Annotated in this window: 8 protein-coding genes; 6 read left to right on the top strand and 2 right to left on the bottom strand. The window is 55.1% G+C overall.

Features of this window, described 5'->3' with window-relative positions; genetic code table 11:
- Window positions 1–642 precede the first annotated feature (642 nt).
- The gene (locus ABLU87_RS17460) at window positions 643–1767 is read left to right on the top strand and encodes a cupin domain-containing protein (RefSeq protein WP_014227737.1); all 1125 of its coding nucleotides are present in this window, start codon (window positions 643–645) and stop codon (window positions 1765–1767) included.
- 68 nt (window positions 1768–1835) lie between these two features.
- Here the strand turns inward: ABLU87_RS17460 and surE are convergent, their stop codons facing one another.
- Window positions 1836–2711, bottom strand: coding sequence for a 5'/3'-nucleotidase SurE (surE, locus tag ABLU87_RS17465; protein WP_122117969.1), 876 nt, complete (start codon window positions 2709–2711; stop codon window positions 1836–1838).
- Window positions 2712–3206: 495 nt separating this feature from the next.
- Here surE and ABLU87_RS17470 point away from each other — a divergent pair, with 495 nt between their 5' ends.
- Both ABLU87_RS17470 and ABLU87_RS17475 read left to right on the top strand, forming a co-directional pair.
- Window positions 3207–3986 carry a histidine phosphatase family protein gene (locus ABLU87_RS17470; protein WP_122117968.1) on the top strand — a complete coding sequence of 260 codons (780 nt, stop codon included), beginning with the start codon at window positions 3207–3209 and terminating at the stop codon, window positions 3984–3986.
- 84 nt (window positions 3987–4070) lie between these two features.
- On the top strand, window positions 4071–5414 hold the full coding sequence (locus ABLU87_RS17475) for an OprD family outer membrane porin (RefSeq protein ID WP_116281058.1): 1344 nt from the start codon (window positions 4071–4073) through the stop codon (window positions 5412–5414).
- A gap of 41 nt (window positions 5415–5455) precedes the next feature.
- Here the strand turns inward: ABLU87_RS17475 and ABLU87_RS17480 are convergent, their stop codons facing one another.
- Window positions 5456–6820 (bottom strand): MFS transporter, encoded by a 1365-nt coding sequence (locus ABLU87_RS17480; protein WP_014227732.1) that lies wholly within the window; start codon window positions 6818–6820, stop codon window positions 5456–5458.
- Window positions 6821–7385: 565 nt separating this feature from the next.
- Here ABLU87_RS17480 and ABLU87_RS17485 point away from each other — a divergent pair.
- From ABLU87_RS17485 to ABLU87_RS17495, 3 genes are all read left to right on the top strand, one after another.
- Complete coding sequence (locus tag ABLU87_RS17485) at window positions 7386–9035, top strand: signal transduction protein (RefSeq protein WP_116281057.1); 1650 nt, start codon at window positions 7386–7388, stop codon at window positions 9033–9035.
- A gap of 144 nt (window positions 9036–9179) precedes the next feature.
- A complete protein-coding gene (locus tag ABLU87_RS17490; RefSeq protein ID WP_122117719.1) occupies window positions 9180–10631 on the top strand; it encodes an MFS transporter in 1452 nt (483 codons plus the stop codon).
- Between the two features lie 52 nt (window positions 10632–10683).
- Window positions 10684–11787, top strand: a complete 1104-nt coding sequence (locus ABLU87_RS17495) for a mandelate racemase/muconate lactonizing enzyme family protein (RefSeq protein ID WP_004108723.1) — start codon at window positions 10684–10686, stop codon at window positions 11785–11787.

Raw genomic sequence — 11787 nt, forward strand, 5'->3', positions numbered from 1 at the left:
GCCAGCGTTCAATCTGAGCCATGATCAAACTCTTCAATTTAAGTTTGATGCTCGTGAATTAAACTTCGTAATGAATTACGTATGTTCACTCAGAGACTTGGTATTCATTTTTCGTCCGAGGACGTTAAGAATCCATGTCACTTTGAGTGCCCACACAGATTGTCTGATAAATTGTTAAAGAGCAGTGCAACGCGGCTTTCGCTCACCGTTGCGAGGTGGCGTATATTACGCTTTCCTCTTTCAGAGTCAACCCGTTATTTCAGGTTTTTTTCTCTTCAACCGACCCGGTTGTTTGTGAAGTGATTCACATCTGCCGTGTCAGTGGGAGCGCATTATAGGGAGCTGCCGGGATATAGCAACCCTTAAAATACAAAAAACTTATCAAACGCTCATAATTTAAACTTCTCACGCTCCCTCCACGCCAGAAAAAATGGGGGAAAGCCAGATGCCACGCGGGCTGCAGCGAATTCAGGCAAAAGCGACATTTTGCGAAAATCAACGTTATCCGCTTTACGTTTCCCCCACTCTTACCGCGTCGTGACTTCAGATGATGAATTAAGCACCAGCTTTGACCCATGACAAAGCGGCTTGAGGGTGCATATTTCTATAATCAGGCCCGTTTCTTCTTATTGGTATGAACCTATGGCTTATCAACTCAACATTAACTGGCCCGAGTTTTTAGAAAAGTACTGGCAAAAGCAGCCGGTCGTATTAAAGAAGGCTTTCGCGAATTTCGTCGATCCGATTACGCCGGATGAGCTGGCCGGGCTGGCCATGGAACCGGAAGTCGATAGTCGACTGGTGAGCCTCAAGAACGGTCAATGGCAGGCCAGCAACGGGCCGTTTGAACATTTTGATGGCCTGGGCGAAACCGGCTGGTCGCTACTGGCTCAGGCGGTAAACCACTGGCATATGCCCGCCGCTGAACTGGTGCGCCCCTTCCGCGTGCTGCCGGACTGGCGTTTAGACGATCTGATGATCTCCTTTTCCGTACCGGGCGGCGGCGTAGGCCCGCATATCGACCAGTACGACGTCTTTATTATTCAGGGCATGGGCAGCCGCCGCTGGCGCGTGGGCGATAAGCTACCGATGCGTCAGTTCTGCCCGCATCCGGCGCTGCTGCACGTTGACCCGTTCCCGCCGATCATTGATGAAGATCTGCAACCTGGCGATATTCTGTACATTCCGCCCGGATTCCCGCACGACGGAATCACTCACGAAACGGCGCTGAACTACTCCGTCGGCTTCCGTGGACCAAACGGCCGCGATTTGATCAGCAGCTTTGCCGATTATGCGCTGGAAAACGATCTCGGCGGCGAGCACTACAGCGATCCGGATTTGACCTGCCGCGAACATCCGGGACGGGTAGAAGAGTATGAACTGGAACGCCTGCGCGGCATGATGATCGAGATGATTAGCCAGCCGGAAGATTTCCGCCGCTGGTTTGGGCGTTTTGCCACCACGCCGCGCCACGAGCTGGATATTGCGCCCGCTGAACCGCCTTTTGAAGAAGAGGAGATTGTCGACGCGCTGGCGGGCGGTGAAATGCTGACTCGCCTGAGCGGCCTGCGTGTACTGCACATCGGCGACAGCTTCTTTGTGAATAGCGAACAGCTGGAGCCAACCGATCCCGCGGCTCTGGACGCGCTGTGCCGCTATACCCTGCTGGGTAAAGAGGAGCTAGGCGAGGCCGCGCTGCGCAATCCGGCTTTTATCGCCGATCTGACCCGCCTGATTAACCAGGGCTACTGGTTCTTCGACGAATAGCGCTTCATCATCGGTTCATATAAAGAAGGCGCGGAGCCCGCGCCTTCTTCTTTACTATCGCTACAGCATCATTTACCGAGCAGCGCCTCAAACTGCGCCTGGTAGTGCGGCGCGTTCCATGAACCATCAAACAGGGTGTAAGTAATATATCCTTTGTTGAGCCAGCCCGAGTCATTATCCCCTTCCGCCGGTTTCATCGCCTCCGGATTCATCGTCTGTTTGGCGGTACCGTCCGCCAGAAGTTCATAACCAATCTGCGGCACAGGGAATTGTTCATTCTCAATATAATGAACGCCCTTAATTTCAGCCGACGGCAGCGGCGGATAGTTAATGCTTAACCCGGCCCCCTGCGGCATAATCGGGCTTCCCGGTTTATGCGCGGCGTTAAGTTTATCCACCAACGAGACGACATAATCCACCGAATCAGGCCAGTACTTATGCGTGCTCGGCCATTTGTTCTTCATCTCTTCTTCCGTGAAGCGGTAGCCAATGCTGGCGGCAATCGCCGGGAAACCGTAGCGTACGGCGCGGGCCACGGCGCTCACGGTGCCGGAGTTAACCTGCGCCATACCGGTATTGGGACCATCGTTGACGCCCGAAATCACCAGATCCGGCGGCGCGTCTTTCAGCACGCCCCACAGGCCAAAATCCAGCGCATCGGCAGGAGTTCCCGGGAAGCAGTAGCGTTTGTCAGCGGCTTTTTTGACATCAAAAACTTTACCCGTCTTAAAAGTAATTGCCGACCCGATACCGCTCTGATTCGTTGCCGGCGCCACCATCCAGACGTCATACCCTTTGGCCGCCAGTTTTTCCTGCAGCGAAGTGGTTCCCACAGACTGGCAGCCATCATCGTTAACCAGCAGTATTTTCAGCGGTTTTTCAGCAGCCTGTACGCCAGTGGCAGATAACGCCAGAATGGCGGCAGTCAGGATTTTCGTTCTCATCATCACTCCTTGTTGGGTAGCAGAGGTATTTCTTAGGCGCAAAAAAAAACCTAAGACTCCTGCCGCACGCCAAATTGGCGGACAGGGGTCTTAGGTTTTGCCTGTGGTCAGTAACAATCCCAGAGTGCTGCGAAAATAACGCCAGAGCGTAAAAGAGTCCAGCCCGGACATCATTATTCTGTGACGGAGATCAATCCTCTAAAATTATTTAAGCCGAAAACTGCCAATTAATCTGAAAATTAAACTTAAGATACAACTCAATCGACAAAATTACCTCCATGAAGACGATCACATTTATTGACATTCATAATAAATAGAGGATGTCTTTTCTCATAATTAGTGCTAACGTCGCCCTTGTTGGATTGTTACTGTTTAGAACAGGCGAAACCTACGTTATAGACGTTCGAGCGAACATAATCTTATTTATGCTTCGCGTCGAATATCTGACGTAGGTTTTTTTTTGCTTATAAAAAGACCATTCAGGTGGAGCGTTATATGAAGAAGTGGCTAATAGCATTAATGATGGCGGCAGGTGCGGCAACCTGCTCTGCGGCGGAAGTTAAAAACGATGACGGCGTGAATATCTATTTCGCCCGCCATGGCAAAACGCTGCTGAATACGTTTGACCGCGTGCAGGGTTGGGCGGACTCACCGCTTACCGAAGACGGCATTCGCGTCGCTCGTTATCTCGGCGAGGGGCTTAAAGGTATTCCGTTTGATAGCTTCTATTCCAGCGATGCCGGACGTCAGCGTGAAACCATGCAGGTGATCCTTAAGCAAGCCGGAGTAAGTGATTACAAACTTACTGAACTCAGCGGCCTGCGAGAAGCCTTCTTCGGCGGTTTCGAAGGCGGCTATAACAAAGATATGGCCGACGCCGGCGCCAGACAGCTGGGGCTTAAAGACGGCGCTGCGCTGTTCAGCCAAATGAAAGCGGGCACCCTGGCCGTCGATACCAACCAGAACGCGCTGGCAGCGGCCGACCCAAAGGGTATGGCGGAAAACTATCAGCAGGTAAAAACCCGTACCCAGGCAGCGCTGCATACTATCGTTGAAAACGCGCAGGCCCGGGGCGATAAAAACGTGCTGGCAATTTCATCCGGTACCGCAATGCAGATTATGATTTCCGATTTAACCAACGATAACGCGAAAAACAAGCCGCTTGCCAATGCCGCGGTGGTTAAAATTGTTTATAAAGACGGCAAATATACCGTTCCAGAAATTGGCACCATGAAATATGTTGAAGCCGGAAAACAGGCTCTCGATAAAAAATAATACCCACGCTTAATTATTTATTACGTCAGACTTCAGGCGAAAACACCTCGCCTGGATCGCTGCGTCCCTACTCTGGGGTTTATTATGAAAATCAATACTACAACAGTCGCCATTATGCTGCTGGCTATTCCCGCCAGCGCCTGGTCAGCTTCGACCACTAACAGCCTGAAGGAGCACGATTATATCGATACCGTGCTCGACGATCCGTTATTCAGCCAGTCCCATATGAATTTATCGTTTAAAAACTACTGGAAATATCTTAAGGAAGAAGAGACCGAGCCAAAGAAAGTCCATAATGCCTGGGGTCAGGGCGTCGCCGTCGATTATCAGTCCGGCTATTTTGCCGATATTATTGGCTTTGATGCCACTTACTACGGAGCGGTCAAGCTCGGCGCCAGCGATTACTTTAACTCCCGCGGCGTGCTGTATAACAACGGCAGCGGGAATAAAAAGAGCAACGCTGAAGGCTTTTCTAAATTTGGTCAACGCAACATCAAGCTACAGTATCGCCTGGCGGACACTCATCTGAACGCCCGCTGGGGCTGGCAGACGATGAAAAACTTTGGCGTCATCTCCAACTCCACCCGCCTCTCCCCGACCACCTATTTGGGCTGGACCGGCGCGGTGAACTACGGCCCCTTCACGCTGCGCGGCGCGTACATCGAAAGCGCGATGGATCGTAACTCGCCGGATAAGAAACGCTTCCAGACCAACAGCGGACAGTACATTAACCATATCGCCAGCGGCGATATTCTGTGGCAAAGCGAGCACCTGAACATGCAGTACGGCTATGGTGAAAGCGATAACTATCTGCGCCGCCATATTCTGTTTACCAATATTAAGCCGATAAAAGCGCTGAACATCGGTACTCAGGTCTACACCACTCACGCGCTGGACGAGTATAAAGCGATGCCAGCGAATAAGCGTGACTTTGACGACGACGCCTGGCACATCGCCATGGATGTGAAGTGGCAGGCGGACAACTGGAGCACCAAGTGGGGTCTGGGCTATACCGATGCGAACAAGGCCAATGAAGTGGGCTTCTACCCGCGCCATATGAGTAAAAACTCGCGCGGGACCTTTATCTCAATGGCCTATGCCGGCAACGACTATATGCGCGACGGTGAGCTGGTTCTCTCTAATATGTCGGACTATAACCTGACGCCGGAGCTGGCGATCGGTCTCGCCGGCAACATCGCCCAGTTTAACTACCGCGGCAACCACGTCCGTACCGGGGAAATTAACGCCTTCAGCCGCTGGGTGCCGACGCACCCAAGACTGAAAAATCTCACCGTCTGGGCGATGTTCGGGCCGGGCTGGTCCTATAAGATGAATGGCAAAACGCCGGTGCTTACCGACGGCCATTACAGCCGGGCCAACTCGCTCTCTTCGGAAGTGATTATCGAATATAAATTTAATCTGTTCTGATACGCCCGCCCCGCCGGTCATGGCGGGGCAACCCTCCCCGGCTACTTCTTCACCTCATTAAGCTCATCGTTATAGCTTTCCCGCGTCACGCAGACGCACAGGATGGTAATCAGCGCCATGCAGGCGAGAAACAGCGAGATGGGCCACGATGCGCCGCCGGACCACACCAGCAGCAAGGTACCAATCATCGGCGTTAAGCCGCCGACGATGTTCGCCAGCTGGAAGCCGAGCGACACGCCGGTGTAGCGCACGCTGGTGTCAAAAAGCTCCGAAAAGAAGGCTGGCTGAACGCTGAACATCATCCCCAGCCCCACGGAATAGCAGAAGGTGGTGGCGAACATAAACATCTTCACCGAGCCGGAGTCGATCATCCAGAACAGCGGAAAGGCAAAGATCAGCGTGATGGCGGCGCCGGCCAGATAGACCGGTCGGCGGCCAATTTTATCGGAAAGCCAGCCGAAGAACGGAAAGGTAAAAATGCCGACAAAGCTGGCCAGCAGCAGCCCGTTCAGCGCCGTTTCGCGAGTGAAGTTGAGTTCCCTTGTCACATAGGACATAAAGAACGCCACCGTCAGCCAGCCCAGAACAATCTCCCCCATGCGCATGCCCATCGCCAGGAACACCGCTTTACGGTGATGCTTGAGTACGGTGAGAATGGGAAACTTCTGCTCCGCCGCTTTCGGCGCGTTCTGCTGCTGTTTCTGATTCTCCTGGAACACCGGCGTCTCTTCGATCCTTGAGCGGATAAACATCCCGACAAACAACAGCGCGATGCTTAACAGGAAAGGCACGCGCCAGCCCCAGGACATCAGGTCATCCTCCGGCAGCATCACCACCAGCGCAAAAACGCCGGTGGCGATAAACAGGCCAAGCACGTTGCCCAACTGAACAAAAGTGCCGAAAAAGCCCCGGCGATGGCGCGGCGCATACTCGGTGATCAGCGTCGTCGCCCCACCCCATTCGCCGCCGATGGCAAAGCCCTGGCAGAGGCGCAAAAAGATAAGTATCAGCGGCGCGGCGTTGCCTATGGTGTCGTAGCTGGGGATTAAGCCTATGAAAAAAGTCGAAATACCCATAATCATCAGCGACAGAACCAGCGATTTTTTGCGGCCGATCTTATCGCCATAGTGGCCAAATACGATGGCCCCGATGGGCCGGCTGACGAAGGTAATCGACAGCGTCAGGAAGGACACCAGCAGCGCCATCAGCGGCGAGAGGTTAGGAAAAAACAGCGACGGAAACACCAGCGCGGCGGCGGTGCCGTAGATAAAAAAGTCATAGAACTCAATCGTTGTGCCGGAAAGACCGGAGCCCAGCACGGTGAGCAGCTTTCTTCTTTCATGCGTTTGTTGCGATGTTTGTTCATTTTTTGCAGGGGTCATGGCGGGCGAGGTAAGCATAGTCATCATTAAATCCTCTGTCCTGAATCATTATTGTTAAGTCGGGCAGCGCCTGGCTAACCGCGGTCGCGAGGGAAAATCGCCCGCAAGCTAACTCGAATTAGCTAATTATAACAAGATACGGAGATTCACAACGTAAATGCTAAAAGAGTGTGACCAGGATCGGTTAAATTTTAACACCTGCGCCAGCGCCGCGAGACAAATCGTTCACGAAATAACGTAAATAATTTAATAAATTCAATTAATTATATATTTAACGCTGATTTACCGTCCCCGCTGCGCTTCCCGTCCGCTTTTCTGCCCGCCTTTATGCCGCCTCAGCAAGCGTTCCCTGTCACCTCGACCCACCGTTTAAAATAAAGAGTTAAATATTAATAAGTTAATAATTGCACATTGATAGCCATCACAAATCCCCGGTAAAGAGTTTGTTCCTGTCTTTTTTTTATCCTAATTTGCTAATTCGAGTTAGCCAAAGAAATTAGCCAGCAACAGAACGATTGATGCCGCGCTTACCCCGGCGCAGCACGCTCAACGATAACCAAGCGACCTATCCCCTACAGGAGAAATTCACATGCTGAATTTAACGTTACCCGCGGAAGCCGGGCTTATTACCCCGCAGCCAGGCGAAGTGTTGATGGTGACCAATGCGGATCTCCGCGAACCGGCTAACGTCACCTGCTGGCCCACGCAGAAGCTGTTTGAACAGCGTCTGGAAACGGCGCTGGAAACATTAGGCTATCGCCTGCGCCGCGCCCATCCGGTCAACGAGCAGCGCGGTCACGGGTTTATCAGCAGCCAGAAAGAGGGTAGCGAGCTGTTCGCCGGGATCGATCCGGATGCGCCGGTTATTGTCCTGCTGACCGCCTGGCAATACTCCCATCACCTTGCTCCTTCGCTGGTACATCATCGCGGCCCTATTTTGCTGCTCGCCAATTTTGACGGTACCTGGCCGGGCCTCGTCGGCATGCTCTGTATGGCAGGCTGCCTCACCAGCCTGGAGCGCAGCTACTCGCGGCTTTGGTCGGAAACCTTCGCCGACGAGGCGTTTATTCGTGGCTTAGACACCTGGCTGCGCGACGGCCATCTCAGCCATAAGCTCGGCTATCTGCATCCGGTTGCACCCAGCGCGCCGCTGCTGGCCAGCGAAGCCGGGCAGATTGGCGTGAAGGTTGGGCAGTCGATCCTCAAACACAAGGCCATTGTCGGGCTGTTCGATACCTTCTGTATGGGGATGATCAACGGCGTGTTCCCGCAAAAAGCGATGATCGACGTAGGGATGCCGGTGGAGTCGCTGTCGCAATCGGCGCTTCTGGTTGAAATGAACAAGGTGCCGATCGCCCTGCGCGAAGCCTGTCTCGACTGGTATGAGACCCGCGGCATGCGCTTCCGGTTCGGCACCGACGGCGCGAAGGATCTGACCCGGGAGCAGGTGCTGGAACAGTGCGCGATGATGATCGCCATGGCGCGCTTCGTGAAGCGCTTCGGCCTGACGGCGGTGGGCGTGCAGTATCAGCAGGGGCTCAAAGACAGCTGCGCCGCCTCGGATTTTGCCGAAGGCGCCATCGGTAACGCGGAACGTTTCCCGATCCCGGATGAAAATGGCGAGATCGTCTGTCCGGACGCGCCGATCCCCTGCATCAACGAGGTGGATATGGGCAGCGCCATCCCGCAGGTGATGCTGGCGAAGCTGCTCGGTGCGCTGGGCATGGCGAGCGAAACCACCCTTCACGATATCCGCTGGGGTAGCGAATACAACGGCACGTTCTACTGGGATTTGGAGATCTCCGGCGCGGTGCCGTTCGCCCATCTGAAAGGCGGGATCGCCGGGGCCACCGGCTATCGCCAGCCGGCGATGTTCTTCCCCTACGGCGGCTCGACCATCGCCGGTCAGGGCAAAGCCGGACGCTTTATCTGGGCGCGAGCGCATTACGAAGGCACCCAGGTGATCCTGCATATCGGCACCGGCACCGCCGTCGAACTACCGCATGACGAATTCGAACGCCGCCGCCGGGCGACCAACTACGAGTGGCCGTTACTCAACGCCGTTCTCGACGGGGTTTCGCGCGACGATTTAATGGCGGGCCACCAGAGCAACCATCTCAGTCTGGCTTATGTAGAGGAGGAGGTATTATCCGAAGTGCTGAACGCCTTTATTGCCCAGGCGCTGACGCAAAATATGAAAGTCTTTATCGCAGGCGATGCGCATTTATTAATGAAATAACAACTGATTCGCTTATGTAATTTTTACGTTGTTAGCGATCCTGGCAAACATCCGCTTCATTCGTCTCTTTATCGCCCATAAAGAGCGGATCAACGCGCATCTGTCCGGGCGGGCTCTCCGCCTGCCCGGATAAGAGAGGATTATATGTATCAGCAGCAACATATTGAATTTATTATCCAGAAGGCAAAGAAACGGCTCGATCTGCAGGAGGCCCCTGGCTGCACCAAAGCGGGATGGCTAATGATCACCGCATTATTAATTGAGTCATGGGATATTTATTCCATGGCGTTTATTTTATTCGCCCTGAAAGATATTTATGAGCCCAGCAGCTGGCTGCTTGGTTTTACCGCCGCCGGCACCCAGCTCGGCGCGGTGGTCGGCGCGCTGCTCGGCGGCTGGCTGACCGATAAGCTCGGACGGCGTAAAATTTTCCTCTGGTCGATGATCCTGTTCGCGATCTTCGCCGTTCTTCAGGGCCTGGCGCCCAATATGTACTGGCTGGCGATTATTCGCTGCCTCGCCGGGATCCCGGTGGGCGCGGACGTGGCTAACGGCTTTACCTACATCATGGAGGTGATGCCGAAGGGCAAGCGCGAAGTGATGGCTAACCGCTGGCAGTTTATGTTCGCGCTGGGGATTATCGCCGCCATTCTGCTGGTCACCACGCTGGTGGCGCTTGATGTTCACCCGGATATGATCTGGCGCATCGTGCTGGCGGTCCCGGCGATCCCGGCCTGCCTGCTGCTGTTTATGCGTCGGGAGCTGCCGGAGACGCCAGCGTGGTTCGTCGAACGCGGCCGCTTTATCGAAGCGAAAAAAGCCTCCCGTGAATATTACGGCGAACAGGATGGCCGTCTGCTGGACGACATTCTGCCCAATGAAAACGTCACTATCGCCGACCCGACGCTCAAAGAGACGCTGCACGATCTGTTCCGCCGTCCGTTTACCCGCCGCACCACCCTGTTCGGCTGGTTCTCCTGCGCCGTGCAGTCGTTTGAAAACTACGCCTTCTCCTTCTTCCTGCCGCTGATCCTCGTCACCATCGGGATTTCCGGGCAGATCCAGAATAACCTCGCCCTGCTGGCGGTGAACTGTATCGCCGCGCTCTCGGCATTTGTCGGCCCGCTGCTGTTGCCGAAGCTCGGGCATAAGGGACTGAGCAAATACGGCTTCCTGCTGGTCACCATCGGTATTTCGATATCGGCGTGGGGCGTCTACAGCAGCAGCTTCGCATTTATCATCTTCGGCGCGGCGCTAATGCTGTGGGGCCACTACTGGGATTCCGAAAGCGGCATGACGGTGATCTCGCTGGTGGCAAAACCGCGCTATCGCGGGGTGGCCTCCGGCATCGGCTACACCATCGTCAAGGTCACCGCCTTCGTTACCACCCTGGTCTTCCCGGCCCTGTTTGAAGCGGTCGGCGTACCGGTCGCCTCGATGATTATCGCTATCGCGCCGTTCTGCGCCTTCCTCGCCTCCATCTTCCTGCTGCCGGAAGTCTTCGGCCATGCGGTGGGCGACGAGAACGATCGAGAACATGACGCCAGCCCGGCAATCGCCCTGAAGGGGCATGAATCCCCGGCCTCCAAACATTAACCGCCCGGGCCGCAGGGGCGGCCCCCGCTGAACCCATAAAGGAAGGAATCAGATGAACAGCACAAAAATGCCCGTGATTGAAAATATCGAACTGATGACCGCCCGCGTTCCGCTGCCGGAAGGCCCGTGGGGGGATCAGATTCACCACGTCACCGATATCGAAGTGGCGATTGTTGACGTCTACGGTTCTAACGGCCACGTCGGCACCGGCTTTAGCCACACTTCCGGCTGGTGCGGGAAAACCATCTCCGCGCTGATTGCCGAGATTATCCCGGACGTTATTGGCCAGCCGCTCTCCCCGCGCGGCCTGTGGCATCGCTCGTATAAACACGTACACGACGTCGGCGGCGCGGGCGTCACCACCCATGCCCTGGCGGCGCTGGATATTGCCTACTGGGATCTGTTAGGTAAAACCCTCAATGCGCCGATTATCGACATTCTTGGCCGCGTACGCGATCGCGTTCCGCTGTACGGCAGCGGCATCAACCTGCATCTGTCCATTGAGGAAGTGATTGACCAGGTCAAACGCTGGAAAAGCACCGGCTACCTGGCGGCGAAAGTGAAAGTGGGCAAACCGACGCTGGAGGAGGACGTGGAGCGGCTGCGTAAGATTCAGGAAGCAGTGCCGGGCTTCCCGCTGGCGGTGGACGCCAACCAGGGCTGGAACTTCCCGCAGGCGCTGCGCGCGTTCAAGCTGTTCGAACCGCTCAACCTGCTGTGGATTGAGGAGCCGCTGCCCTCCGACGATATCGCCGGCCATCTGCGGCTGCGCGAACGCAGCGCCACGCCTATCGCGCTGGGAGAAAACGTCTATAACTTAAACCAGTTTACGCAGTACATCGAGAGCGGCAGCGCGGATTACATCCAGGCGGATCTCGGCCGCGTCGGCGGGATCACCGGCTATCTGGATATCGCCGCCGTCGCCCGCGCGCACAACCTGCCAATGACGCCGCATTTTGTCATGGAGCTCAGCGCCAGCCTGCTGGCAACGGTGCCGAATATCTCATACGCCGAGATGACCGACGGCGGGCGCTGGAAAGATCTGCGCATCATCGCCGAAGCGGGCGAAGAGGTGGACGGCTACTACGTGCCGAGCGAAAGGCCGGGCCACGGCATTATTCTCGATCGTGATTACCTCGCAACCCACAAAATCTAA

The sequence above is a fragment of the Klebsiella sp. CB_Kp196 genome (assembly GCF_040061575.1).
In the GTDB taxonomy this organism is placed as follows: domain Bacteria; phylum Pseudomonadota; class Gammaproteobacteria; order Enterobacterales; family Enterobacteriaceae; genus Klebsiella; species Klebsiella michiganensis.

Excerpts from the sequence above, each read along its gene's own strand:
- ABLU87_RS17480 (WP_014227732.1), bottom strand. The coding sequence starts at position 6,820 with ATGACTATGCTTACCTCGCCCGCCATGACCCCTGCAAAAAATGAACAA.
- ABLU87_RS17460 (WP_014227737.1), top strand. The coding sequence starts at position 643 with ATGGCTTATCAACTCAACATTAACTGGCCCGAGTTTTTAGAAAAGTAC.
- ABLU87_RS17485 (WP_116281057.1), top strand. The coding sequence starts at position 7,386 with ATGCTGAATTTAACGTTACCCGCGGAAGCCGGGCTTATTACCCCGCAG.
- ABLU87_RS17495 (WP_004108723.1), top strand. The coding sequence starts at position 10,684 with ATGAACAGCACAAAAATGCCCGTGATTGAAAATATCGAACTGATGACC.
- ABLU87_RS17490 (WP_122117719.1), top strand. The coding sequence starts at position 9,180 with ATGTATCAGCAGCAACATATTGAATTTATTATCCAGAAGGCAAAGAAA.
- ABLU87_RS17475 (WP_116281058.1), top strand. The coding sequence starts at position 4,071 with ATGAAAATCAATACTACAACAGTCGCCATTATGCTGCTGGCTATTCCC.
- surE (WP_122117969.1), bottom strand. The coding sequence starts at position 2,711 with ATGAGAACGAAAATCCTGACTGCCGCCATTCTGGCGTTATCTGCCACT.
- ABLU87_RS17470 (WP_122117968.1), top strand. The coding sequence starts at position 3,207 with ATGAAGAAGTGGCTAATAGCATTAATGATGGCGGCAGGTGCGGCAACC.